23 protein-coding genes, 4 tRNA genes and 1 pseudogene are annotated in these 23,857 nt (G+C 58.2%); 9 read left to right on the plus strand and 19 right to left on the minus strand.

What is annotated here, in order from left to right; all coding sequences use genetic code 11:
- Positions 1-6: 6 nt before the first annotated feature.
- From BN1117_RS16350 to pncC, 10 genes are all read right to left on the minus strand, one after another.
- A tRNA-Arg gene (locus BN1117_RS16350) sits at positions 7-83 on the minus strand.
- Positions 84-108: 25 nt separating this feature from the next.
- A tRNA-Arg gene (locus BN1117_RS16355) sits at positions 109-185 on the minus strand.
- 100 nt (positions 186-285) lie between these two features.
- Positions 286-362, minus strand: a tRNA-Arg gene (locus BN1117_RS16360).
- Positions 363-365: 3 nt separating this feature from the next.
- A tRNA-Ser gene (locus tag BN1117_RS16365) sits at positions 366-458 on the minus strand.
- Between the two features lie 214 nt (positions 459-672).
- Positions 673-861, minus strand: coding sequence for a carbon storage regulator CsrA (gene csrA, locus BN1117_RS16370; RefSeq protein ID WP_005336053.1), 189 nt, complete (start codon positions 859-861; stop codon positions 673-675).
- Between the two features lie 103 nt (positions 862-964).
- Complete coding sequence (locus BN1117_RS16375; protein WP_040099107.1) at positions 965-2,203, minus strand: aspartate kinase; 1,239 nt, start codon at positions 2,201-2,203, stop codon at positions 965-967.
- Between the two features lie 16 nt (positions 2,204-2,219).
- Complete coding sequence (gene alaS / locus BN1117_RS16380) at positions 2,220-4,844, minus strand: alanine--tRNA ligase (RefSeq protein WP_040099109.1); 2,625 nt, start codon at positions 4,842-4,844, stop codon at positions 2,220-2,222.
- Positions 4,845-5,138: 294 nt separating this feature from the next.
- Positions 5,139-5,648 carry a regulatory protein RecX gene (locus BN1117_RS16385; RefSeq protein WP_040099144.1) on the minus strand — a complete coding sequence of 170 codons (510 nt, stop codon included), beginning with the start codon at positions 5,646-5,648 and terminating at the stop codon, positions 5,139-5,141.
- 44 nt (positions 5,649-5,692) lie between these two features.
- Entirely contained in the window at positions 5,693-6,757 is a 1,065-nt protein-coding gene (gene recA / locus BN1117_RS16390) for a recombinase RecA (RefSeq protein ID WP_040068994.1), read from the minus strand.
- A gap of 80 nt (positions 6,758-6,837) precedes the next feature.
- Complete coding sequence (gene pncC, locus BN1117_RS16395) at positions 6,838-7,329, minus strand: nicotinamide-nucleotide amidase (protein WP_040099110.1); 492 nt, start codon at positions 7,327-7,329, stop codon at positions 6,838-6,840.
- A 250-nt stretch (positions 7,330-7,579) separates the two neighbouring features.
- Between pncC and mutS the strand changes: the two genes are divergently transcribed.
- Positions 7,580-10,171 (plus strand): DNA mismatch repair protein MutS, encoded by a 2,592-nt coding sequence (gene mutS, locus BN1117_RS16400; protein WP_040099112.1) that lies wholly within the window; start codon positions 7,580-7,582, stop codon positions 10,169-10,171.
- Positions 10,172-10,447: 276 nt separating this feature from the next.
- Here mutS and BN1117_RS16405 read toward each other — a convergent pair whose 3' ends face one another.
- The 4 genes from BN1117_RS16405 to pdxR all read right to left on the minus strand — a co-directional run bounded on the left by BN1117_RS16405 (position 10,448) and on the right by pdxR (position 14,028).
- Positions 10,448-11,347 carry a hypothetical protein gene (locus tag BN1117_RS16405; protein ID WP_040099114.1) on the minus strand — a complete coding sequence of 300 codons (900 nt, stop codon included), beginning with the start codon at positions 11,345-11,347 and terminating at the stop codon, positions 10,448-10,450.
- Between the two features lie 73 nt (positions 11,348-11,420).
- The gene (locus tag BN1117_RS16410; RefSeq protein WP_040099115.1) at positions 11,421-12,110 is read right to left on the minus strand and encodes an LrgB family protein; all 690 of its coding nucleotides are present in this window, start codon (positions 12,108-12,110) and stop codon (positions 11,421-11,423) included.
- Complete coding sequence (locus BN1117_RS16415; RefSeq protein ID WP_040099117.1) at positions 12,103-12,504, minus strand: CidA/LrgA family protein; 402 nt, start codon at positions 12,502-12,504, stop codon at positions 12,103-12,105. The genes BN1117_RS16410 and BN1117_RS16415 overlap by 8 nt, the downstream gene beginning before the upstream one ends.
- 99 nt (positions 12,505-12,603) lie before the next feature.
- Positions 12,604-14,028 (minus strand): MocR-like pyridoxine biosynthesis transcription factor PdxR, encoded by a 1,425-nt coding sequence (gene pdxR / locus BN1117_RS16420; protein WP_040099118.1) that lies wholly within the window; start codon positions 14,026-14,028, stop codon positions 12,604-12,606.
- 88 nt (positions 14,029-14,116) lie between these two features.
- Here pdxR and BN1117_RS16425 point away from each other — a divergent pair, with 88 nt between their 5' ends.
- From BN1117_RS16425 to BN1117_RS16435, 3 genes are all read left to right on the plus strand, one after another.
- Positions 14,117-14,554 (plus strand): rhodanese-like domain-containing protein, encoded by a 438-nt coding sequence (locus tag BN1117_RS16425; RefSeq protein ID WP_040099120.1) that lies wholly within the window; start codon positions 14,117-14,119, stop codon positions 14,552-14,554.
- Positions 14,544-15,260 (plus strand): GNAT family N-acetyltransferase, encoded by a 717-nt coding sequence (locus tag BN1117_RS16430; RefSeq protein WP_040099122.1) that lies wholly within the window; start codon positions 14,544-14,546, stop codon positions 15,258-15,260. Before BN1117_RS16425 ends, BN1117_RS16430 begins: the two co-directional genes overlap by 11 nt.
- A gap of 186 nt (positions 15,261-15,446) precedes the next feature.
- Entirely contained in the window at positions 15,447-16,331 is an 885-nt protein-coding gene (locus BN1117_RS16435) for a LysR family transcriptional regulator (protein ID WP_040099124.1), read from the plus strand.
- A gap of 50 nt (positions 16,332-16,381) precedes the next feature.
- Here BN1117_RS16435 and ybaK read toward each other — a convergent pair whose 3' ends face one another.
- Entirely contained in the window at positions 16,382-16,846 is a 465-nt protein-coding gene (ybaK, locus tag BN1117_RS16440; RefSeq protein WP_040099125.1) for a Cys-tRNA(Pro) deacylase, read from the minus strand.
- 347 nt (positions 16,847-17,193) lie between these two features.
- Between ybaK and BN1117_RS16445 the strand changes: the two genes are divergently transcribed.
- From BN1117_RS16445 to BN1117_RS16460, 4 genes are read left to right on the plus strand one after another with little or no spacing between them, the layout of a single operon-like run.
- Positions 17,194-17,511 carry a DUF6968 family protein gene (locus BN1117_RS16445; protein WP_040099127.1) on the plus strand — a complete coding sequence of 106 codons (318 nt, stop codon included), beginning with the start codon at positions 17,194-17,196 and terminating at the stop codon, positions 17,509-17,511.
- 23 nt (positions 17,512-17,534) lie between these two features.
- A complete protein-coding gene (locus tag BN1117_RS16450; RefSeq protein ID WP_040099129.1) occupies positions 17,535-18,170 on the plus strand; it encodes a Vat family streptogramin A O-acetyltransferase in 636 nt (211 codons plus the stop codon).
- A gap of 28 nt (positions 18,171-18,198) precedes the next feature.
- On the plus strand, positions 18,199-18,615 hold the full coding sequence (locus tag BN1117_RS16455; RefSeq protein ID WP_040099131.1) for a GNAT family N-acetyltransferase: 417 nt from the start codon (positions 18,199-18,201) through the stop codon (positions 18,613-18,615).
- Positions 18,615-19,157 (plus strand): GNAT family N-acetyltransferase, encoded by a 543-nt coding sequence (locus tag BN1117_RS16460; RefSeq protein WP_040099132.1) that lies wholly within the window; start codon positions 18,615-18,617, stop codon positions 19,155-19,157. Before BN1117_RS16455 ends, BN1117_RS16460 begins: the two co-directional genes overlap by 1 nt.
- Before the next feature lie 86 nt (positions 19,158-19,243).
- Here the strand turns inward: BN1117_RS16460 and BN1117_RS16465 are convergent, their stop codons facing one another.
- The gene (locus BN1117_RS16465; protein ID WP_040099134.1) at positions 19,244-19,861 is read right to left on the minus strand and encodes a LysE family transporter; all 618 of its coding nucleotides are present in this window, start codon (positions 19,859-19,861) and stop codon (positions 19,244-19,246) included.
- Positions 19,862-20,102: 241 nt separating this feature from the next.
- On the minus strand, positions 20,103-20,876 hold the full coding sequence (locus BN1117_RS16470; protein WP_167334830.1) for a 2OG-Fe dioxygenase family protein: 774 nt from the start codon (positions 20,874-20,876) through the stop codon (positions 20,103-20,105).
- Between the two features lie 114 nt (positions 20,877-20,990).
- Between BN1117_RS16470 and BN1117_RS16475 the strand changes: the two genes are divergently transcribed.
- Entirely contained in the window at positions 20,991-21,902 is a 912-nt protein-coding gene (locus BN1117_RS16475; RefSeq protein ID WP_040099138.1) for a LysR family transcriptional regulator, read from the plus strand.
- A 256-nt stretch (positions 21,903-22,158) separates the two neighbouring features.
- Here BN1117_RS16475 and thiH read toward each other — a convergent pair.
- Both thiH and BN1117_RS16485 read right to left on the minus strand, forming a co-directional pair.
- A pseudogene (thiH, locus tag BN1117_RS16480) lies at positions 22,159-22,476 on the minus strand (2-iminoacetate synthase ThiH); the annotation flags it as partial.
- Between the two features lie 262 nt (positions 22,477-22,738).
- A complete protein-coding gene (locus tag BN1117_RS16485; RefSeq protein ID WP_040099142.1) occupies positions 22,739-23,686 on the minus strand; it encodes a transposase in 948 nt (315 codons plus the stop codon).
- Positions 23,687-23,857 lie beyond the last annotated feature (171 nt).

A 23,857-nucleotide genomic window follows, 5' to 3' on the forward strand; every position in this document is an offset into this window, starting at 1 on the left:
GAAAAATGGTGCGCCCGAGAGGATTCGAACCTCTGACCACCTGGTTCGTAGCCAGGTACTCTATCCAGCTGAGCTACGGGCGCTCATAAATTTTTGTACCGTGAAAAATGGTGCGCCCGAGAGGATTCGAACCTCTGACCACCTGGTTCGTAGCCAGGTACTCTATCCAGCTGAGCTACGGGCGCCCTGTTTTAAAACGATAAAAAAAGCTTACTTATCAGTAAGCCTTTTCCAAAGTGTCGACTTGCTGACGGTCAACACATGACTCTTGCTTGAGTCGTAATATGGTGCGCCCGAGAGGATTCGAACCTCTGACCACCTGGTTCGTAGCCAGGTACTCTATCCAGCTGAGCTACGGGCGCAAATGGCGGAGAAGGGGGGATTCGAACCCCCGATGCGGGTATAAGCCGCATACTCCCTTAGCAGGGGAGCGCCTTCAGCCTCTCGGCCACCTCTCCGTTTGCGGGGCTGATAATACTTCACATGGATTTTTAGTCAAACACTTTTTTGGAGAAAAAAGTGCGTTCGCTCAGCATTTGGTCAAAGCGTGGAATATTCAAACAATATCGACACTTATCCCGCAGTTTTGCGCCCTGCAGGGCAATTTCAAAGGGCCAGAAAAAACAAAAGGCGACACATAAGGTGTCGCCTTGTCACAGCCATGAAAGTGGCTTAGAAGCCCGGTTGGCCCGGAACTTTCTCGGCTTGGATGCGCTGGTAGATCTCTTCGCGGTGTACGGAGACCTCTTTCGGCGCGTTCACACCGATACGGACCTGGTTGCCTTTAACACCCAGTACGGTGACAGTCACTTCATCACCAATCATCAGGGTTTCCCCAACACGACGAGTCAAAATAAGCATTCGCTTGCTCCTGTATCCTGTTTTGTTTTTATATCGATATGCGACATTATCTAACAAAGATACCGATATGGTAAATGGTTGAAACTAAATCAATCAGAGATTGTTAGCCCAAGGGCTGCTCTTGCGGTGCCTGATCCAACCCGAAAGCCGCGTGCAGGGCCCGCACCGCCAGCTCCAGATACTTCTCGTCAATTACCACAGAGATTTTGATTTCAGAGGTCGAGATCAACTGCATGTTGATCCCCTCCTCGCCCAATACCTTGAACATGGTGCGCGCAACACCGGGATGGTTCCACATGCCGACACCGACAATGGAGACCTTGGCAATCTCGCCATTTCCCTGCACGCAGGAGGCGCCAAGTTCGGTGGCGGTCTCCTCCAGCAGTGCCCGGGCGCGGCGATAGTCGTCACGATTCACCGTGAAGGTGAAGTCGGCGGTGCCATCTCCCAGGGTGTTCTGCACAATCATGTCGACATCAATGTTGGCGTCGCTGATCGGATTGAGGATCTGCGCGGCAACGGTTGGTCTGTCCGGCACGCCCAGAATGGTCAGGCTGGCCTCGTTGCGGTTAAAAGCGATCCCGGATACCAGGGGAGCTTCCATCCTATCACCTCCATATGTGATTAAGGTTCCCTCTCCATCGATAAAGCTCGACAGCACCCGCAGCGGGACGCGGTACTTGCCCGCAAACTCTACCGAGCGGATCTGCAACACCTTGGCGCCGAGACTGGCCATCTCCAGCATCTCCTCGAAGGTGATGGTGTCGAGACGACGCGCCTTGGGCTCGATGCGCGGATCCGTGGTGTATACCCCATCCACATCGGTAAAGATCTGGCACTCATCGGCCTTGATGGCCGCCGCCACGGCAACCGCCGTAGTATCCGAACCGCCGCGGCCCAGGGTTGTGATGGCGTTATGCTCGTCACGGCCCTGGAAACCGGCGATCACCACCACCTTGCCCGCAGCCAGTTCGGCATGAACCAGTTCGGTGTCGATGTGGGTGATGCGCGCCTTGCCATAGGCGGAATCGGTGTGAATCCGCACCTGATCACCGGTCATTGAGACCGCAGGACAACCGCGTTTGTTCAACGCGATGGCCAGCAGCGCTATGGTGACCTGCTCACCGGTGGAGACCAGTACATCCATCTCCCGCCGGTTGGCATCAGGATCCAGCTGCTGGGCCATGCCCAGCAGCCGGTTGGTTTCGCCCGACATGGCGGAGACCACCACCACCACGTCGTGTCCCTGGGCGCGGGTATGCTCGACCCGCTCAGCTACCGCCTCGATCCGCTCCAGTGTGCCGACCGAGGTGCCGCCGTACTTCTGTACATAGAGTGCCACAGATCACCTCGCCCGATTACAGGCGCTCTTCCAGCCAGGAGTGAACGGATTGCAGCGCTGCCGGTACCGCCTCAGGCTGGGTACCACCCGCCTGCGCCATGTCCGGACGGCCACCGCCCTTGCCACCCACCTGCTGGGCAACCAGATTGACCAGCTCACCGGCCTTGACCTTGCCGGTCAGGTCGTTGGTGACGCCCGCGATCAAGTTGACCTTGCCATCGGCACAGGTGGCCAGCAGCACAACACCGGACTTCATCTGGTTCTTCAGTTCGTCCAGCATGCCGCGCAGGGATTTCGGATCGGCCCCTTCCAGCGCTGCAACCAGCACCTTCTGACCGTTGATCTCGATTACCTGGCCCAGCAGGTCGTTACCGGCCTGAGCGGCCAGCTTGGCCTTGAGCTGCTCCAGCTCGCGCTCCATCATCTTGGCCTTGTCCAGCATCTGGCGAACCTTGTCGGCGATGCAGAACTGGTCACCTTTCACCAGAGCGGCAGCCTCTTCGATCTGCTCGCCAACCTGATGCATGAAGTCGATGGCCGCTTTGCCGGTGACCGCTTCGATACGGCGCACGCCAGCTGCGATACCGCTCTCGGCGATGATCTTGAAGAAGCCGATATCACCGGTGCGCTTGGCGTGAGTACCGCCACACAGCTCGGTGGAGTAGTCGCCCATGCGCACCACGCGCACGTCGTCTTCATATTTTTCACCAAACAGCGCCATGGCACCGGCGGACTTGGCCGCTTCCAGATCCATCAGCTGGGTGGTGATTTCGTGGTTGGCGCGGATCTGGTTGTTGACCAGCTCCTCGACCCGGCGAATGGTCGCCATGGTCAGCCCCTCGAAGTGGGAGAAGTCAAAGCGCATGCGCTCGGCCCCAACCAGAGAACCTTTCTGGGTGACATGCTCGCCCAGCGCCTGACGCAGGGCAGCGTGCAGCAGGTGGGTCACGGAGTGGTTCAGGGCGATGGCCTGACGACGATCGCCATCAACCACGGCTTCCACTTCGGCGCCCTTCTCCAGAGTGCCCAGCTCCATGTAGCCCTTGTGGATGATCGCCTTGCCCGCTTTCAGGGTGTCGGTTACGGCAAAGATGCCGTCGTCCACTTTCAGGGTACCGCTGTCGCCAATCTGGCCGCCGGATTCGGCGTAGAAGGGGGTCTCTTCCAGCACGATGACCGCTTCATCACCGGCGATAAGACCGCTCACCTCTTCCACACCCTTGTAGATACCGACCACGCGGGTACGCTCGGTCAGAGTCTTGTAACCGGTGAAGGGGGTCTCGATATCAAGCTTGAGCATCTCGTTGTAGTTCACGCCGAAGCTGGAGGCCTCTTTGGCACGAGCACGCTGCTTCTCCATCTCGGCCTTGAAGCCCTCTTCGTCGATGCCGATCTCGCGCTCGCGCACCACGTCGGCAGTCAGGTCGGCCGGGAAGCCGTAAGTGTCGTAGAGCTTGAACACCACTTCGCCCGGAATAACCTTGGCATCACCCAGGTTGGCCAGAGCGTCTTCCAGCAGCAGCAGACCGCGATCCAGAGTGCGGACGAACTGCTCCTCTTCGATGCGCAGCACGCGCTCGACCAGCGGCAGCTGGGCGATCAGCTCGGCAGCGACGTCTTTCATCTGCACGGCCAGCTCGGCAGCCAGTTTGTAGAAGAAGACATCGGTCGCACCCAGTTTGCGACCGTGACGCACGGCGCGGCGGATGATGCGACGCAGCACATAGCCACGACCCTCGTTGGACGGCATCACGCCATCTGCCACCAGGAAGGCGCAGGAGCGGATGTGGTCAGCGATGACGCGCAGGGACTGGTTGCTCAGATCGGTGGTGCCGACAATCTCGGCCGCTTTCTTGATCAGCGCCTGGAAGATGTCGATTTCGTAGTTGGAGTGGACACCCTGCATGATGGCGGAGATACGCTCCAGACCCATGCCGGTATCCACGGACGGACGGGGCAGCGGCTCCATGGTGCCGTCAGCCTGACGGTTGAACTGCATGAAGACCACGTTCCAGATCTCGATGAAACGGTCGCCATCCTCTTCCGGTGAGCCGGGACGGCCACCCCAGATGTGATCGCCGTGGTCATAGAAGATCTCGGTGCAGGGACCGCACGGGCCGGTATCGCCCATCGCCCAGAAGTTGTCGGAGGCGTAAGGGGCACCCTTGTTGTCACCGATGCGCACGATGCGATCGGCCGGGACACCGACCTCTTTTTCCCAGATGTCGAAAGCTTCATCATCAGTCGCGTAGACGGTCACCAGCAGGCGATCTTTCGGCAGCTGCAGCACCTCGGTCAGGAAGCCCCATGCAAACTTGATGGCATCCTGTTTGAAGTAGTCACCGAAGCTGAAGTTGCCCAGCATTTCGAAGAAGGTGTGGTGACGAGCGGTATAGCCGACGTTTTCCAGATCGTTGTGCTTACCACCGGCACGCACGCAACGCTGGGAAGTCGTCGCGCGATTGTAGGCACGCTTGTCTGCGCCAAGGAACACATCCTTGAACTGGTTCATACCCGCGTTGGTAAACAACAGGGTCGGGTCGTTATGCGGTACCAGCGAGCTGGAGGAGACAACCTGGTGCCCCTGGGAACGGAAATACTCGAGAAACGCAGCGCGAATCTCTGACGTGGACATATACATGGAAAATCCTGCTTGATTCGAATACGGACTTTTAACCGCATTAATGTAAGTTTTCTGCGGAGTAAAGTAAAACGGACAGGGCCGCCACGGGCGAAAAAGCGCACATAAACGGGCCAGAAAAGAGCGCCGCTGCCCACAGTGGCTTTTTCCACTGTCGAGAGGCAAAAAAGCAGCGCATAAAGAGAGATAAGATGAACAAAAGGCTGCTTTTTCGGAATTGCTTGCGCAAGCTACTGAGCGGGCAGGAAAAACCTGCCACAAGGGAGGTGAAACGACGTTTGCCACGCAGTGGCGTTACTCCTCCCGCTCCTGCAGGGCAGAGATGGCATAACGGGCCTGATCCTGGGTAAAGCCGCGCCCCAGCAGATATTTGAGCCACTTCATTCGCAACTTGAAATCAGCCAGTTCGGCCACCCGGGCGCGCCGTTCGAGCAGGGCAAACGCCAGTTCGAACCAGTCCAGCTCGGGTTGCTCGAATGCGGCATCAATCTGCATATCGTCGAGTCCCTTGCGGCGCAGATCGAAGCGGATCTTGATGGGGCCATGGCCCTTGGCGGCACCGGCCCGTACCGCCATACCGCCGTAACGTTCGTCATTGACCCAGTTGTAACCGCGGCAGTAGTCGAGCACCGCCTCAATCACCTCTTCCTGATAGCCCTGCCGGCGCAGACGGCTAGCCAACTCGGACTCGGCGCTCTCGCGGCGGGCCAGACTGCGCATGGCATAAGCACGGGCAGCGGCCAGCTGCTCGGCAAAGGTAGGCTCAGAAGGCTCGACCTGTTCGATAACGGATTGATCAACCATCATAAATAACAAGGCCGGGTATCAACCCGGCCTTCCTTTCGCTCTTACTCGAACTCTTGTTCGCTTTCGGCATCGAACTCTTCTGCCTCAACCGGTGCAGCCTTGTCATCGACTGGCACGGCACCGGAGAGCAGCAGCTCGCGCAGGCGGGCTTCCACTTCGCCAGCCATCACCTTGTTCTCGGCGAACAGCTTCATAACGTTGGCCTTGCCCTGACCGATCTTCTCGCCGTTGTAGCTGTACCAGGCACCGGCCTTGTCGATCAGCTTGTGCTTGACGCCGAGATCCACCAGCTCGCCCTCTTTGGAGATACCAGCGCCGTAGAAGATCTGGAATTCGGCCTGCTTGAAGGGCGGGGCCACCTTGTTCTTGACCACTTTGACGCGGGTCTCGTTACCGACCACTTCGTCACCTTCCTTGATGGCGCCGATACGACGGATATCCAGACGCACGGAGGCGTAGAACTTGAGCGCGTTACCACCTGTGGTGGTCTCCGGGCTACCGAACATGACGCCGATCTTCATCCGGATCTGGTTGATGAAGATGCACAGGCAGTTGGCGTTCTTGATGTTGGCGGTCAGCTTGCGCAGCGCCTGGGACATCAGACGGGCCTGCAGGCCAACGTGGGAGTCACCCATCTCCCCTTCGATTTCCGCTTTCGGGGTCAGGGCTGCCACGGAGTCGACGATGATAACGTCAACCGCGTTGGAGCGAACCAGCATGTCGCAGATCTCCAGCGCCTGTTCGCCGGTATCCGGCTGGGAGATGAGCAGGTCGTCGACATTGACGCCCAGCTTGGCAGCGTAGATAGGATCCAGCGCGTGCTCCGCATCGACGAAGGCACAGGTTTTGCCTTTCTTCTGAGCTTCCGCGATCACCTGCAGGGTCAGCGTGGTTTTACCGGAAGATTCCGGGCCGTAGATCTCGACGATACGGCCACACGGCAGACCGCCAATGCCCAGCGCCACGTCCAGCGAGAGGGAACCGGTAGAGATGGCTTCGATATCCATGGTCTTGCTGTCGCCCAGACGCATGATGGAACCTTTGCCGAACTGCTTTTCAATCTGACCCAGCGCAGCCGCCAGTGCCTTCTGTTTGTTCTGATCCATGCCAATCTCCGCTGGAAATCGTGAGTAAGAAGTGAAGTTGGGCTAAGTATACTGTCTATTCATACAGTATCAAGCCCAATTTATCTGAGCAGGGCCAACAGACCCGACAAGGCCTGTCTCACCGCCTGCTGGCGTACCTGTCGGCGATCACCGTCGAAGCGGGCGAGCAGGGAGTGGTGGCGGCCATTGCTGTCAGCCCAGGCGAACCAGACGGTGCCGACCGGCTTGCCCTCGGTGGCGCCGCCGGGGCCGGCGATGCCACTGATAGCAACGCTGATGGAGGCAGACGAGTGCGCCAGCGCGCCGCGGGCCATCTCCAGCACCACGGCTTCGCTCACTGCACCGTGCTGTTCAAGGCTCTCGCTGCTCACCCCCAACATCTGCTGCTTGGCTTCGTTGGTGTAGGTGACAAACCCACGATCGAACCAGCCGGAGCTGCCCGCGATGTCGGTGATGGCCGTGGCCACCCCGCCGCCGGTACAGGATTCGGCGGTCGCCGCCAGCCAGCCCCGCTGACCGAGGGCCTGCCCCAGCTCGATGGCAAGGTGCTCTATCTCTGCATCCAGTTTCATCATGACTCCTTCTGATCCGCTCAAGAGGCACATTATGCGATCCCGCTAGCGCCGCCTGCAACCACGGCAGACCGCCCTTGCCTGCCGCAATGTGCGGTGCCGCACCTGTGTCATGCTTTCAATAGTGCAGAGCAACCACGTCCGGAACACCCGCTCCCCCGGCGCGGCGCTTATGTGTAGAATGGCGCCATCAAGCTCAAGGCTCATCACTGCAGACACTGGCCCGCAGAGGCCCCTTCTGGAACAGAACATGACCGCACAACACCAAGCCAGCGGCGCCACAAGCGCCGCTCCCGGCGCCAATCTGAGCGCCCACACGCCCATGATGCAGCAGTACCTTGGCCTCAAGGCCGAGAACCCGGAGATCCTGCTGTTCTACCGGATGGGCGACTTCTACGAGCTGTTCTATGACGATGCCCGCAAGGCCTCCCAGCTGCTCGACATCTCCCTCACCAAACGTGGCCAGTCGGCTGGCAGCCCTATCCCGATGGCGGGGGTGCCCTATCACGCCATCGAGGGTTATCTAGCCAAGCTGGTGCAGCTCGGCGAATCCGCCGCCATCTGCGAACAGGTGGGGGATCCCGCCACCAGCAAGGGGCCGGTGGAGCGCAAGGTCATTCGCATCATCACCCCGGGTACCGTCTCCGACGAGGCGCTGCTCAGCGAGCGGCAGGACAACCTGATCGCCGCCGTCTACCACGATGGCCGCCGCTTCGGCTATGGCACCATGGATATCGGCTCTGGTCGCTTCTTCATCAACCAGTTCGAGAAGGAAGAGACCCTGCTGGCTGAGCTGCAGCGCACCAATCCGGCCGAGCTGCTCTATCCCGAATCGTTCGAGTTCCTGCACCATATAGAGGGTCGCCGCGGCCTGCGCCGACGCCCGGAGTGGGAGTTCGAGCTGGGCACAGCCCGCAAGCTCTTGTGCCAGCAATTCGGCACCCAGGATCTGGTGGGCTTTGGCGTTGAGCAGAGCGAGACCGCCCTGTGCGCCGCCGGTTGCCTGATGCAGTACGTCAAGGACACCCAGCGCACCGCCCTGCCCCACATCCGCAACGTGCGCCTCGAACAGCCGGATCACGCCGTCATCATGGATGCCGCCACCCGCCGCAATCTGGAGCTGACCCAGAATCTGGCCGGTGGTCACGACAACACACTCTCCGCCGTGCTGGACTGCACCGCCACCCCCATGGGCAGCCGCCTGCTCAAGCGCTGGATCCACCAGCCGATCCGCGACCGGGTGATCCTGAAAGGTCGCCAGAGCACCATCAAGGAATTGATCGAGCAGAACCTCTATGACGAGCTGGGCAGCTTGCTGCGTCAGGTGGGGGATGTGGAGCGGGTGCTGGCCCGTCTCGCCCTGCGCTCGGCCCGCCCGCGCGACCTCACCCGGCTGCGTCAGGCTTTCGCCCAGTTGCCCGAATTGCAGCGCCTGCTGGCGGACAACGAACACGAAGCGGTGCAACAGCTGGCCGAGCGGGCCAGCACCTTCCCCGAGCTGCTCGACCTGCTGGAGCGCGCGGTGATGGAGGTGCCACCGGTGCTGATCCGCGATGGTGGCGTGATCCGTGACGGCTTCAATCAGGAGCTGGACGAGCTGCGGGATCTGGCCAACGGCGCCACCGCCAGCCTCGCTCGCATCGAGGAGCGGGAGAAGCTGCTGACCGGCATCAACACCCTCAAGGTGGGTTACAACAAGGTGCACGGCTTCTATATAGAGGTGAGCCGCGCCAACAGCCATCTGGTGCCGGCCCACTACATCCGCCGCCAGACCCTCAAGAACAACGAACGCTACATCATCGATGAGCTGAAGAAGTACGAGGACAAGGTACTCACCGCCCAGTCCCAGGCGCTGGCGCTGGAGAAACGGCTCTACGAAGAGCTGCTCGATGCCCTGCTGCCCCACCTCGGCGATCTGCAGGATTCCGCAGCCGCACTGGCGGAGCTGGACGTGCTGGCCAACCTGGCCGAGCGGGCCGAGACCCTCGACTACCGCTGCCCGACCCTCATCGATGAGGATCAGATCCTGATCGAAGCGGGTCGCCATCCGGTGGTGGAGCAGGTGATGACAGATCCCTTTATCGCCAACCCCATCCGGCTGGAGCGGGAGCGGCGGATGCTGATCATCACAGGCCCCAACATGGGCGGTAAATCCACCTATATGCGTCAGACCGCGCTGATCGTGCTGCTGGCCCATATCGGTGCCTATGTGCCGGCAGGCAGTGCCCGCATCGGCCCCATCGACCGCATCTTCACCCGCATCGGGGCGTCAGACGATCTCGCCTCCGGCCGCTCCACCTTTATGGTGGAGATGACCGAGACCGCCAATATCCTCAACAACGCCACCGCCCGCAGTCTGGTGCTGATGGACGAGATTGGCCGCGGCACCAGCACCTACGACGGCCTCTCGCTGGCGTGGGCCTGTGCCGAGCAGCTGGCGAGCAAGATTGGCGCCTACACCCTGTTCGCCACCCACTACTTCGAGCTGACCCGCTTGCCCGAGCTGATGAGCGGGCTGGCCAACGTCCACCTCGATGCGGTGGAGCACGGCGACACCATCGCCTTTATGCACGCGGTGCAGGAGGGGGCGGCCAGCCGCTCCTACGGTCTGCAGGTAGCAGCGTTGGCGGGGGTGCCGAAATCGGTGATCCAGCAGGCCCGCCACAAGCTGCACGAGCTTGAAAGCGCCACCCCGGTGGCCGCCGGTGAAAGCCACCCGGCTCCGGTGGCCCTCGCCCCGCAGCCTCATCCGGTGGTGGAAGAGCTGGAAGCAGTGCGCCCGGACGAATTGACCCCCCGTCAGGCCCTCGATCTGCTCTATCGCCTCAAGCAGATGCTGTAACCAGCGACTACAGCGCAAGCATGCAAAAGGGGAACCGCGAGGTTCCCCTTTCTATATTCAGCACCCGGCAAACCAGTCAGGCCACCGCTCGCGCCTCTCCACGGGCCCGCAGCAGACTCTGGCGCCCCTGCCAGTAGCCCTGCAGATAACCAGGCAGGAAATACCCTGAAACCGTACGAAACCAGGGTGTATGCAGCACATAAGCCTTAAGATATTGAATTTAAATAACAAAAATAAACACCAACTTGGCATAGTCGACCGAGTGAAAGGCAGGCCTCAGGGCAAACCAGGGCCGAAACGGCCAGTTACCGGATCGTAGTGATAAGCACGATAGTCAAAATCAACCGCCCTCAAGAGCGGATTGTCGAGCTCGAATAACAGACGAGTGGGGAGCTGCGCTTGATCGAGAGCAGATTTGAAGTGGCGTAACCAGAGCTGTTGCAGCGAGCCATCCTGCCACGCCAACTTGAGCCCGACAGACAGGCGGCGGATGGCAGCCTGATTATCCTTGTGGGTGTAAAAGAGGTGAAGGAAGGGGTAGTGCAGTGCTATCCGTCGATCCACGGCAAGGCCGGGCAGATCCCGGTGCTGCTCCAGTTCGATAAAGAGCTCGTTGGCACCGCGGCAAAACAGATCGATGCGGCCACGAGCCACCAGCCTGAATAGCTGCTCGTAGTTACCGATCTCCTGCACCTTGAATCCGGCATGGCGCAAAATCTCCACATCCTGCCAACCGCGCCCCTGTCCATGCACAAACTGCTGCAACTCGGCCTGGGTCGTGACTCTTGCCACCGCTTCAGCCTGCTGCGGGCTAACAAAGCAGATGCGATAACCGAGGATGCCAAGCTCTACCGGAAAACGAACATAATCCAGCTCCCCGCTCTCCGCAGCCGGGCGCTGACTGTCTGCAACAAACAGATTGGGATAATGCTGAGTCTGCACGACCTGCCGCATCCGCACCCGGTTCATTGGCGATGCTGCCCGCAACTCGTAATCACCGAAGCTGTCGCGGGTCTTCTCCAGCGCCAGCTGCAACAAATCGCGAAAATAGAGGGTACGCAAGTCCCGTTCACTCTCGGGGCTGATATGGGTAAAAACGTCGCTCGCCCGCAAGGGGAGTGCCAGAAGAGCGAGGCAGCACAGCAGCAAGCAGGAGGCAAGGCGATGAAAGGTCATACTGCTCATCCCGGAAATACAGGTTCATTAAAGTGTAGCGCCGGGATCGGCAGAGCTGTAACGGCGGTTCAGCCTACCAGAACAGCTGGCCCAGCAGGGGGGCCAGCAGCACGGTCACCATGCCGGCGATCATCATCACCATGCTGGAGACCACTCCCTCCTCATTACCCATCTGATAAGCCTTGGCAGTACCAGCGCCGTGGGCCGAGGCGCCAAACCCCGCCCCCTTGCCGAGACGACTGCGAATGGCCAGCAGGGTGAGCACGCTCTCCCCCACCGCCATGCCGATGACGCCGGTCAGCACCACAAACAGCGCAGTGAGATCGCTCTGACCACCGATGGCGCGGGTCGCCTCCACCGCAAACGGCGTGGTGATGGAGCGCATCGCCAGACTGCGCTGCAGCATGTCGGAGAGATCGAGCCATCGGGCCAGCAACACGGTACTGCCTACCGCCATGATGACCGAAGCAACCACCCCAACCGACAGCGACAGCCAGTGGCGGCGAATGAGCTGGCGATTCTCGTAGACCGGCACCGCGAAGGCGACGGTGGCGGGGCCCAGCAACCAGAGCAGCCAGTGAGATTCCGCCATGTAGTCCTGATAGGGGATGTGAAACAGCAGCACCACGGCCACCAGCAGGGTCGGCGCCAGCAACAGGGGCATCAGCGGCAGGATCCGCTTTTTGCCGTAGAGCCACTTGCTGGCGTAGTAGAAGATCAAGGTGAGGGCGAAGCAGATCAGCCCGAGCAGGGTATCAGACATGACGGCGACTCCGGCGGGCCAGTTTCAGTTCGAGGCGGTAAACCCGGTCCACCACCAACGCAGTAGTGCCGAGCACTAGTGTGGTGCTCACCAGCAGCACCACCATGATGCGCCACCCCTCCTGCAGCAGCAGATCCTGATAGTTGACCACCGCCACCACAGCGGGCACGAAGAAGAGCAGCATCTCGGCCAACAACCAGCGAGCACCGGCCGCAAACCATTGGGCCTTCACCACGCCGAGCATGATGCAGACTAGCAGCAGTAACATGCCGGTGAGGTTGGCGGGCAACGGCAGATGGAGGGTTCGAACCGCGGTATCAGCCAGCAGCCAGATGGCTGCCAGCAACACAATCTGGAAGGGAGTCTGTAACCAGCGCAGGGCAAGGGATTTCATGATTAAGGGTCTTTCTGTGAACCGGCTCACAGTATAGAGTTGAGCAAAACCTGCCAGAAATGAATTTAAATTATCAAATTTATGCCGTAATGGAATGAATTAGACCTCCCGCAACACGCGACCCAGATCGCGACAAAGTTGGCGCAGGGTACCGTTGTCGAGACCGGCATAGCCGAGCAGCCACCCCTCCCGATCCGCCTCTCCCAGATAGAAGGGACGCAGAGGTCGCAATCCCAACCCCTGCCGGTTGGCCACGTTTGTCCAGCGAGCCTCGCCACCCGGGGGGAGCAGGGCGACACACTGCAACCCGGCACCAGTGTGGAGCGGGGTCAGCTGCGGGCAGTGTTCGGCCAGCTGAGCCAGCAGCAGATCCCGCCGGCTGCGGTAGAGCAGCCGCATCTGGCGCAGATGGCTGGCAAAGTAGCCCCCCTGCAGAAACTCGGCAGTCACCGCCTGCAACAGCTGGTTGCTGTGGCCGTCGAACGCGGCGCGCGCGCGGGCAAAGGGCTCCAGCAGCGCCGGTGGCAGCACCAGATAGGCGAGGCGCAGCGAACCGAACAACACCTTGCTGAAGGTACCCACATAGATGACCCGGCCGCTGCGATCCAGCCCCTGCAACGAGGGGAGCGGCCGCTGGTCGTACTGAAACTCGCCGTCGTAGTCATCCTCCAGGATCCAGGCCTGCTCCCGCTCGGCGAGGTCAAGCAACGCCATGCGCCGGGGCAGGCTCATCGCCATACCGAGGGGATATTGATGGGAAGGGGTGGTGTAGATGAGGCGCGGCGCCGGATGATCGCCCGCCGGGTTGAACCCCTCCTCATCCACCGGCACCGGGTGGAGGTGCGCCCCGGCGGCCTGCATCGCATTGCGCGCACCGAGGTAACCCGGCTCCTCCAGCCAGACCGTATCACCGGGGTCGAACAGCAGCTGGGCGGCGAGCTGGATCCCCTGCTGGGAGCTGGTGAGCAGGAGCACCTGCTCCGGGTGGCAGACCAGTCCGCGCGACTGCACCAGATAGGCGGCGATAGCCTGACGCAGGGCGGGCAGACCGGCCGGATCGCCATACTGCATCAGGCGCGGCCCGTGCCGGCGCCACTGCTGCTGCAACAACCGCCCCCACAGCTCGCGGGGAAAGGCGAGCGTATCGCCCTGACCGCTGGCAAAACTGTGCGGGGTGCCCGTCTCCTCCTGACAGGCGCCGCTGGCGAGGATCGCCGCCCCGCGCCTGGACAGGGGGGCGCCACCGCGCTGGCTGCTGCGCGGTGCGGGCACCACCGCCAGCGCTACGAAGCTGCCCACGCCGACCCGGCGGGTCAGGTAGCCCTCCGCCTCCAGTCGGCCATAAGCCTGTTCGACCGTGCCGCGTGACAAGGAGAGATCCCGCGCCAGCACCCGGCTCGGCGGCAGGCGGCTGCCCTGCGACAGGTGACCGGCGAGGATGGCATCGCGCACCGTGCGCACCAGCCGCTCCTGCACCGGCAGGCTGGCATCGTTCTCGGCAAACAGGGTCGGCAAGGCGCTCATTGGTCTACTCCATCCAGCATAATTGGTACATCCGTGTGAACCATTATGCCGTTAGAGTGGAGCTCTGCCATCAGACAAGGAGTTAATCATGAGTCACGTTCGTTCCACCGGTCTGCTCTCACCCGAGCAGGCCACCCTCTTCTTCGAAGCCCAGCTTGCCTGCCGCACCGATGCCGCCGATCTGGCCGCCGACCTGATGGCGGCAACGGCCGGCATCGTCGTCATCGACACCCGCTCACCAGCGCACTACGCCGCCGGCCACATTCCCGGGGCCATCTCCCTGCCGCACCGGGAGATGGTGCCCGAGCGGGTGGCCGAGCTCGATCGCGATGCCATCTACGTCTGCTACTGCGATGGCATCGGTTGCAACGGTTCGACTCAGGGAGCCTACAAGCTGGCGCGCCTCGGTTTTCGGGTCAAGGAGCTGATCGGCGGCCTCCACTGGTGGCAGCGGGATGGCTTTGCGGTCGCGCTCGGCGACGAGCCGGGCCAGCTGGCAAACAAGGAGGTGCGCTGTGGCTGCTGAGATCAACGAATTTGGCCAACCGGTCGGGCCGCTGGTCGCCAGCTGGGACGGCGCCCGTTTCCCCGAAGCGCAACTGCTTGAGGGGTGGGGCTGTCGCTGCGAGCCGCTCGACCCGGCCCGTCATGAGGCGAGCCTCTGGCAGGCCTTTGGCGAGGATGACGGGCAACTCTGGACCTATCTCACCAGCGGCCCCTTCCCGAGCCGCGCCGAGTGGCAGAGATGGCTGGCACGCATGGCGGCGGGGCGGGATCCCCAGTTCTACGCCATCGTCGATGTCGCCAGCGGGCGCGCCCTGGGGCTCGCCAGCTTACTGCGCATCGACCCGATGGCGGGCAGCATCGAGGTGGGCTGGCTCCACTTCGCCCCGGCGATGCGTCGCACCCGACTCGCCACTGCCGCCATGACGCTGTTGATGGCCTATGCCTTCGAACTCGGTTATCGCCGCTACGAGTGGAAGTGCAACGCCCTCAACCTTCCCTCCCGGCAGGCGGCGCTGCGGCTCGGTTTCACCTTCGAGGGGATCTTCCGGCAGGCCCGGGTCGACAAGGAGCGCTCGCGCGATACCGCCTGGTTCTCGGTGATCGACAGCGAGTGGCCCGCCCTGCAGGCGACCCTTGCCCGCTGGCTGGACGATGCCAACTTCGACCAGGGCGGACGCCAGCACCTCTCCCTCTCGGCCCTCACCGCCGCCCTGCGCGGCCACTGACTGCATACGGGCGACCACCTTGGCCGCCCCACGTTTTTCCTGCCATCCGATCGGCCAGCTTGTTTATCCCCTGCCCGCAGCACGCCTCACCCCGCTGAGGGGCTCAGATCCTTCATGAAATGAATTAGAATGAGTCATTTCATGCCATATTGGCATGATTAGAGCCCTGTTATCCCGGGAGTACCCATGGATATTCGCGCCCTGCGCTACTTTGTCGAACTGGTGCGGGAAAAAAGCTTCACCCGCGCCTCTGAAAAGCTGTTCGTCACCCAGCCCACCATCAGCAAGATGATCCGCCATATCGAAGAGGAGTTGGGCCAGCCCCTGCTCAACCGGGAGGGGCGTCGCTTTACCCTGACCGACTGCGGCCAGGTGCTGTTCAACCGGGCCCAGACCATCTTGGCGGAGATGCAGCAACTGGAGGCCGAACTGGCGGATCTGCAGAGCCTGCAACACGGTCGCCTCACCCTCGGCATTCCCCCCATGGTGGGTCACGTCTATGCGGATCTGATCCGCGCCTACCGCACCCGCTATCCCAAGGTGGAGCTGACCCTGGTGGAGTACGGCGGCCGCCGCATCGAACAAGCGGTGCTGGAGGGGGAGCTGGATCTCGCCATCACCATGCTGCCGACCAAAGAGGGTGGCGCCCTCAGCGCGCTGGAGCTGGATCAATACCCGATCCGGGTAGTGCTGCCTGATCAACCCCGCTGGCATGGCGAGGCACCGCTGCGGCTGGAGTCCCTGCAGGAAGAGCCCTTCCTGCTCTATACCCAGGCGTTTACCCTGAGCGAGCGGTTGGAGCAGGCGTGTCAGGAGGCGGGCTTTGTGCCGCAGGTGGCGGCGCGCAGCAGCCAGTGGGATTTTCTCACCGCCATGGTGCGCAGCGGCATGGGAGTCGCCTTCTTGCCGGAGCCGGTCTGCAACAGGCTGACCCCGGATGGTCTGGTGCTGCGACCGCTGGAGCCCGAACTGAGCTGGCGACTCGGGGTGATCTGGCCGAGCGAGCGCTATCTGTCGCGCACCGCAGAGGCCTGGCTTGAGCTCTGCAGAGCACGTCAGCAACCGAACTGACGGCTCCGGCTGACACAACCAAACCGAGCTGTCGTGATTACCTACCTGAATTACTCCTCGCCGATGGGAGCCGCAATCCACTTCATCAGCGTCAGCATATCCTGCGGGGCTACCCCAACCGAGAGACCGCGCTTGCCGCCGCTCACCAGGATCTCGTCAAACTGCAGTGCCGACTCGTCGAGCACGGTAGGCAACAATTTCTTTTGGGCCAGCGGGCTGATACCACCCACCTTGTAGCCGGTCAGCTTCTCCGCTTCCGCCGGTTTCATCATCTCCACCTTCTTGAGGCCGGTCGCCTTGGCCAGCTGTTTCAGGCTGCACATACCGGATGAGGGCACTATGGCTACCACTGCCTGCTTGTCGTGATGGGCGACCAGGGTCTTGAACACCTGGGCCTCGGGCAGCCCAAGCTGGGTCGCGGCATGTTTGCCGAAATCGTCATGGGCTTCGCACTCGTAGGGGTAGAGTGTGTGGGGAATGTTGAGCTTCTTCAGCAGGTTGATGGCAGGAGTCATGATGGTTGCCTTGAATCGAATCACATAAAAACAAGGCCAAACAGTCTGCGCTTCAGGCCGGGGGGATGCAAGCGAGAGGGACAATTCATCATCCTTCACTCAGGACGGCATATCCATTACCCGGAGCTGTAATGACCGATGTGAGTGGCATATCTATCATCATCGACACGAACGCGATGCAGTGCACTCTGTTTATTGCCCCCTGGGTTAACAACGGATATCCCATTGTTTCAACACATTACTTCATTTACGCTGACCGTTCTGAGATCAGCTGTAACCTCATCGCCCATCAGGAACGCCAGCCACCCGCAACCGCAGGGGCAGTACCACGGAACAGGAATCACCAGATGAAAAACGCCATCGTCAAAGCCCGGTTCGAGGCGGTCAGCCTCGAAGGGGAACAGCTCACTCTCAAGATCGCCATCAAGGCCCCCGAGCCGGATCCACGCTCGGCTGGCGGTGACTGGCGCTGCCAGGTAAAGCTGGCGGGGCTGAGCGACAAGACCTTTATCTACGGCATCGACAGCCTGCAGGCCCTGAGCCTCGCCATCAAGTTTGTCGAAACCGAGCTGCGCGCCTTCTCCGATGCGGGCTGGCAGTTCTATCTGCCCGGCTGCCCCGATCACCCCATCGACATGAGCGCCTGCTACTTCCCGGCGCTCTAGCCCGGCCCATCCAAGGAGACCAGATGCACGGACCCGATCCCGCCAATCCCCACCCCATGAATGGCTTCCCCCAGGTGTGCTTTATCAAGAACACCATCAAGGGGCCCAACATCGAGGTGGGTGACTACACCTATTACGACGACCCGGAGGATTCGGCGGGCTTCGAGCGCAACGTCCTCTACCACTTCCCCTTCGTCGGCGACAAACTCATCATCGGCAAGTTCTGCGCCATCGCCCGCGGGGTGAAGTTCATCATGAATGGCGCCAACCACCAGACCTCCGGCTTCTCCACCTACCCCTTCTTTATCTTCGGCAACGGCTGGGAAAGCGCCGCCCCCGCCCCGGGCAGCCTCCCCTACAAGGGGGATACCATCATCGGCAACGATGTCTGGATTGGCTATGACACCCTGATCATGCCGGGAGTAAAAGTCGGCAACGGCGCCATCATCGCCGCCCGCTCCGTGGTTACCGGTGACGTGCCCGCCTATGCCGTGGTCGGCGGCAACCCGGCGAAAGTGATCCGCTACCGCTTCGACGACGATACCATCGCCCGTCTCAACGCCATCGCCTGGTGGGACTGGCCGGTAGAGCAGATCAGCCGCAACCTGCCGCTTATCAGCGGCGGTGAGATAGCCGCGCTGGAAGCGGTAACCCGTTAGAGACAACCACCATCAAGCAGGAAGCACTATGCAACTCACCCCACCCCAACCGCCTCAGGACGATGAGATCGAAGCGCTGCGCCTTGGTCTCTCGGGCTTCAACACAGGTCACGCCGGCACCCATCTGCGCGAGCGGATCGCCAGCTTTATCAAGGATAAAGAGGGCAAGGTACATGGCGGCATCATCGCCGACATCAAGTGGGGCTGGCTGCACGTCGACTGGCTCTGGATCGACGAAAGCATCCGCCGCGATGGCTGGGGCGGCCGCCTGCTCGGCGCCATGGAGCAGTACGCCCAAAGCAAGGGCATCACCAATTACCACCTGGAAACCACCAGCTTTCAGGCCCTGCCCTTCTACCAGAAGCAGGGTTACGAGGTCTTTGGCCAGCTGCCCGATATGCCGCCGGGGCATATCAGTTACTTTCTGAAAAAGCAGGATAAGTGATGGCAATCCCGCGCCTTGCCAACGCTCAGCTCGTGATCCGCCCATTCGAGCCGAGCGATGCTGACGAGTTTGTCCGCGCGGTCCACGAATCCATCGAGACGGTCGGCAAATGGATGAGCTGGTGCTCTCCTTCATTTACCCGGGAGAGCGCACTGGCGTGGTTTGCCAGCTGCGATCAGGACCGTGCGGTGGGACGCGCCTTTGACATGGGCATCTTCTGCGCTACCACCGGCCAACTGCTGGGTGGCGCAGGAATCAACCAGCTGTCGCCCCATCATCGCTACGGCAATATCGGCTATTGGGTACGCCAATCCAGCCAAGGACAAAGCATCGCCCGACAGGCGGTCGCCCTGCTCCGTGACTTTGGTTTTCAGCAGTTGGGTCTATTTCGGCTGGAGATCGTGATGGGGGTTGGCAACAACGCCAGCGAAGCGGTTGCCATCGCCGCAGGCGCCACCTTCGAGTGCCGGGCAAGAAATCGCATCTTTCTCCACAGTCAGCCTCTTGATGCACTTATTTATTCCATTATTCCCTCAGGTTGAACTCTGCTATATCTAAAAAACTAATTTACCATCACTGGCTACCACATCACGTTCGAAGAGATGAATGTTCCATATCCACCATTAACTCAATGTCTGCCAGATATTAACAACATCACTGCTAGTATGATAAATACTGCACCAAACATTAAATTCAGACGTTTTAAATGCAATGATTCAGATAGATGCCTCAATAAAATACTCGCAAGAGATGCATATGATAGCATCGCAATGCAGTCCACCAGAATAATGAATAGACCCAGTTTTAAGTATTGATAAGTACTATCTGAACTATCAACAAATTGCGGAAGAAATGCGACTAAAAACACAATGGATTTTGGATTTGTTATATTAACAACAAAGCCATCCACCAAACTCTTTAACTTTCCGCTTTGCATCTCAGCATTACGCAAAACACTATTCCCTGAGTTCTTTATTTTCATCACCCCCAAGTAGATAAGGTAGCTTCCACCTATATACTTTATACTATCGAACGCAATTTCTGATGACGCGATAAATGCTCCCAACCCGACACTGACAATGATGAGATGAACCAATAGTGCCAACTGTAAACCAATAATATTATACCTAGCCTGAACAATTCCATCTTCTATCGATCTTGACATGGTTGCAATTGCCCCAGCTCCAGGAGAAAAACTAAAGGCAACACAGCTTAAAAAAAATACCAGCATCATACTTAATGTCATATTACTTCCTTTGAAGGGCTATCCATCGACCCATCGACCCATCGACTAACACTTCGCCAAATAGCCCTTGCTAAACCCATGAAATAAAATTTAGATGGTCAGCATATCTGCAGAGCCGAATCCAAAGCGTCGATTGACTGAACCAGGCCTCAATAAATTAGTAAAGGATATATGGAGAATATCTCTCACGCCATGATCCTCGAGAGGCTCAAGACTGGTCACACCATGCATCATTGATGCATCATTGATGCATCATTGATGCATCATCTAACATAATAACATCCCCCGGATACTCCAATGTGACTTCTCTTTTTAAATTAAGATCATTGTCATATAAAGAGCTTACCCCACCACTGATCCCTTCTCGATTTACCAACATCAGCGAAAAATAATTTGTACCATCACTATGTATACCCTCTGGTGTAGGCTTTCCTATCTGTTTTTTATCAGCAGTAATCCGATACTGATCTACCTCAATAAACCATTTCTGCTTTGTTCTTCCACATTGATTCTCACAGGCGATGAAAACTCGCAGCGATTCATTTAAAAGACGTAGAAAATACGGATTAAAAAATAATGAAGACTCAGTCTCTTGAAACTCCCTAAAAATATCTCCCGCAAAAGAATTATAACTACTGGACTTAAAAAGTGGCATGTATGGCATTTTTAAAATTGCCATACCATGTGATTCAAAAAAGAGAGTCGAGTATCGTCTCAAACGATAAGTCCCTCCATCCGCCATGTATTTATCGACTGTTAGACGATCCCAATGTGCCTTAAATGAATGCCAGTCAATATCATTACCTATGTGTACCGGTGAGCATAACTCTCTCTCATAAAAATAGCCGTTTTCAATTATCTCATCAGAATAACTAATAGCATCATTGAGCTGTGGAATTATTGGAAATGATATGATGCGACCATTTTCAGCCTTCGTGCCATCAGCAAGCCACCCTAACGGTCTCAGCTTATCGTATTCTATACAGGTAGATTGATTGTTGACTGTAACATCCATGAATATATTAACCTCTGTTAGAGTAATGCGCTTTCGTTGCGGTAGGAACATAGCATGTGATAGCATATCTCTCACATTTATAATTCTGTTAATCCTCACTTAATGGCAATATTAATGCTGGCTATAAATGATATAAAATTTTTCATTACCATTGCAGCTTGCAAAAATTTCTCCACCGCAGCAAAACAGCTGCATGTTTCAGCGCCTTATGTTACGCAGAAGCTCAGATCCCTCGAGGAAAAACTTGGTCTTATCCTAATTGAACGACAAGGTCGCCAGCTAAAAGTCACTGAGCATGGCCAAATATTGATCGACATGGGACCAGAGGTCATTAGGCAGATGGCCTCAATTGAGGAGAGAATGAGGTCAGCCAAAGATGATCTTTGCGGCCATATAAATATACTTGCACCCATTGGTTTCGGTGAGAAAAAACTCTCTCCCATTATTGGTCAATTCAAGCAACAACATCCTGCAGTATCTATTGATCTTACCCTATCTGATCGTCCTTCCTGGACAGACGCGCCTCTCCAACCAGACATCATGTTTTATATTGGTGAATTAACCCAAGCACATCTTTATAGAATGGTTATATCACCTACTCGTCGTGTCCTCTGTGCATCGCCAGACTATATTGCCACCATGCCAGCCTTGACAACGCCAGAACAACTAATGACTGAACGACATAACTGCATTGTATTGAGAGAAAATAATGAAGATGTTTCACTCTGGCGTTTCCAGCATATCGAATCAGGAAAAGAATATCGTCTTAGAGTTACACCTTCACTTACCAGTAATATTGCCGATGTTGTGAAGCAGTGGGCTCTAGATGGGTTGGGTATAATCAATCGTTCAGAATGGGATATAATTACAGAGCTCAATGCTGGCACTTTGGTGGAGTTACTTCCAGAATATTGCTTACCACAAGTAGACATTGTCGCACTTATGGCAACAGGTGAGAGTGCCCGCGCTCGTAAAATAAGCAAATTTTTGGAGTTTGCCAAAGTAAAGCTCAAAGAAACACTTTAATAATCCACTCAATAATGAATAATGGTATCAACTATTTAAGAATCCGGATAGATAACAAAGAATATCAGGATACATGAATGAAATTCTCTGTATCCTGATATAACCATCTCGTATGTTGGGCTTCGCTACGCTCAGCGCCAACCTACCACAGATGTAGGTTGCGGCTGAGCTTGCGAAGCCCAACGTTTACCGCGAATAGCTATTGTGTTCCGGCATCACTCTCCCCGATCTGTGTATGGCAAAGGGAGAGCACCTTCTATCTCCCCAAAAACGGCTCCCAATCCTTAAACACCGGCTGCAACCCGGCCTGCCGCACGGCGGCGGCCACTTCCCCCACCGGGCGGTCGTCGTGGATGGCAAACTGTTCCAGATCCTCTGCATCCCCCTCGGCATAGCCCCCCGGCTGGGTGCGCGACTCGGCCGACATCTGGGTGATGCCAAGGCGCACCGCGCCGTTGCGAAAGGTGGCCGACTCGCGGGTGGAGAGGGACAAATCCAGCGTCGGCGAGAAGAGGCGCCAGGCACAGATAAGCTGGGCCAGCTGGCGATCCGACATAGGGAGTGCATTAGGAAGGGAGTGCATTAGGACACCCATCTTATTAGTGCGATGAGGGGGACACTTCGGACACACATCTTTTGATAGCAGCCTATCTGATAAAGTCAGGGTCACCATCTTCGCAAGCGACCTTAGATCACTCCGTCATCGTTAAAATGGAGGTAAAAATCATCAAACGATTTGGCTTCAACGCTGTAAAAGGTTAACCGATGTTCTGACATCCACAGGCTCTCGCTGAAGTCATGGCAGACCTAAGGTAAGCGCTTGATTTACATCATATTTAGCAATCAGGTTGATAACATCGTTGCCGCCCGCAGTGGTGGGCATAGCGCTCTCTGGCCTCGCTGTCGCCAATCGCCCGAATACCCCTTCGCTTAAACAACCTCACCTGCTTGAGCCAGTCGTTACCAGCGAGCCCTAACCGCTGCAAGATGGGGGAGAGCGTATCGGGAATATGCCCTCGTTTGTCGTCACGTATGGCACGACCGGTCCAGTCCACCAGAGCCAGGTAATCGCCAAAGGTATAAGGCAGCGGCGCTGGCCCATTGTGCGGGGCAAACGGCAGTAGCAAGGGGGGCAACTCGGTAGGTTGAGCATGGTTCAGACGCTGGCTGATGCTGGTGTAGTCGCTCTCCTCGGGTCTATCGGCCAGCTTGGCGCGAATGGGATTGAGCTCCACATAAGCCATACAGGCAAGCAACGCCGATTCGGTCAGCAGTGCCTGACTCTTGAATCGCCCCTCCCAGAAGTGCCCTTTGCAGCTATCTTCTTGATTCGCTTGGCGAGCTAACCCTTCGTTAAGCAAGCGCACCAACCAGCTAATTGAGTAGAGCCGCTCGCGCCATGTCTCTATTAGCCCTTGCACGACGGCAAGTTCGGGTTCAATCAGGGCATCCCCCTGATACCAACGCCACACCAATGGTGGCCACTGAAACAACGCTGCCCAGCGCTCGGCAACCTCCCGTTCACTCCAACCTTGAGCCTGCTGCTCATCGACTTTCAACACCAGATGGTAGTGGTTGCTCATCACGGCATAGGCGCAGATGCCGATGGCAAACAGGCGCGACAGCAGGCCCAACTTGTCGACGACCCACTGACGGCGATGCTCGTAACTCTGCCCCGAGTGGGCATCTTCACCGCACAGAAAGGCCCGCCGCACGCAGCGGCTGACCACATGGTAGTAGGGCGTATCTTGCAAGCTGATCTGACGAGAACGGGCGATGGTCATAACGAATCCCTCTGCTGTGACCTCTCAAGTCAAGAAGAGAACTGAGCCGCTGTCAAAAAGGTGGGTGTCCCAGTTTTCGTCGCAAGACTGAAGAGAAACATAAATTAGGGAAGTATCTCGTATGTTGGGCTTCGCTACGCTCAGCGCCAACTGTAGTGGTCAAGAAAAATT

This window comes from Aeromonas australiensis (assembly GCF_000819725.1).
Lineage (GTDB): Bacteria > Pseudomonadota > Gammaproteobacteria > Enterobacterales > Aeromonadaceae > Aeromonas > Aeromonas australiensis.

What these genes read in the sequence shown, in the direction of transcription:
- alaS (WP_040099109.1), bottom strand. Translation starts at nt 4,844, where the DNA reads ATGTATATGTCCACGTCAGAGATTCGCGCTGCGTTTCTCGAGTATTTC.
- BN1117_RS16445 (WP_040099127.1), top strand. Translation starts at nt 17,194, where the DNA reads ATGAAAAACGCCATCGTCAAAGCCCGGTTCGAGGCGGTCAGCCTCGAA.
- BN1117_RS16385 (WP_040099144.1), bottom strand. Translation starts at nt 5,648, where the DNA reads ATGGTTGATCAATCCGTTATCGAACAGGTCGAGCCTTCTGAGCCTACC.
- BN1117_RS16465 (WP_040099134.1), bottom strand. Translation starts at nt 19,861, where the DNA reads ATGACATTAAGTATGATGCTGGTATTTTTTTTAAGCTGTGTTGCCTTT.
- csrA (WP_005336053.1), bottom strand. Translation starts at nt 861, where the DNA reads ATGCTTATTTTGACTCGTCGTGTTGGGGAAACCCTGATGATTGGTGAT.
- pdxR (WP_040099118.1), bottom strand. Translation starts at nt 14,028, where the DNA reads ATGAGCGCCTTGCCGACCCTGTTTGCCGAGAACGATGCCAGCCTGCCG.
- BN1117_RS16475 (WP_040099138.1), top strand. Translation starts at nt 20,991, where the DNA reads ATGCTGGCTATAAATGATATAAAATTTTTCATTACCATTGCAGCTTGC.
- BN1117_RS16460 (WP_040099132.1), top strand. Translation starts at nt 18,615, where the DNA reads ATGGCAATCCCGCGCCTTGCCAACGCTCAGCTCGTGATCCGCCCATTC.
- BN1117_RS16455 (WP_040099131.1), top strand. Translation starts at nt 18,199, where the DNA reads ATGCAACTCACCCCACCCCAACCGCCTCAGGACGATGAGATCGAAGCG.
- recA (WP_040068994.1), bottom strand. Translation starts at nt 6,757, where the DNA reads ATGGATCAGAACAAACAGAAGGCACTGGCGGCTGCGCTGGGTCAGATT.
- mutS (WP_040099112.1), top strand. Translation starts at nt 7,580, where the DNA reads ATGACCGCACAACACCAAGCCAGCGGCGCCACAAGCGCCGCTCCCGGC.
- BN1117_RS16485 (WP_040099142.1), bottom strand. Translation starts at nt 23,686, where the DNA reads ATGACCATCGCCCGTTCTCGTCAGATCAGCTTGCAAGATACGCCCTAC.
- BN1117_RS16410 (WP_040099115.1), bottom strand. Translation starts at nt 12,110, where the DNA reads ATGTCTGATACCCTGCTCGGGCTGATCTGCTTCGCCCTCACCTTGATC.
- BN1117_RS16470 (WP_167334830.1), bottom strand. Translation starts at nt 20,876, where the DNA reads ATGGATGTTACAGTCAACAATCAATCTACCTGTATAGAATACGATAAG.
- BN1117_RS16450 (WP_040099129.1), top strand. Translation starts at nt 17,535, where the DNA reads ATGCACGGACCCGATCCCGCCAATCCCCACCCCATGAATGGCTTCCCC.
- BN1117_RS16405 (WP_040099114.1), bottom strand. Translation starts at nt 11,347, where the DNA reads ATGACCTTTCATCGCCTTGCCTCCTGCTTGCTGCTGTGCTGCCTCGCT.
- BN1117_RS16425 (WP_040099120.1), top strand. Translation starts at nt 14,117, where the DNA reads ATGAGTCACGTTCGTTCCACCGGTCTGCTCTCACCCGAGCAGGCCACC.
- BN1117_RS16435 (WP_040099124.1), top strand. Translation starts at nt 15,447, where the DNA reads ATGGATATTCGCGCCCTGCGCTACTTTGTCGAACTGGTGCGGGAAAAA.
- pncC (WP_040099110.1), bottom strand. Translation starts at nt 7,329, where the DNA reads ATGAAACTGGATGCAGAGATAGAGCACCTTGCCATCGAGCTGGGGCAG.
- ybaK (WP_040099125.1), bottom strand. Translation starts at nt 16,846, where the DNA reads ATGACTCCTGCCATCAACCTGCTGAAGAAGCTCAACATTCCCCACACA.
- BN1117_RS16415 (WP_040099117.1), bottom strand. Translation starts at nt 12,504, where the DNA reads ATGAAATCCCTTGCCCTGCGCTGGTTACAGACTCCCTTCCAGATTGTG.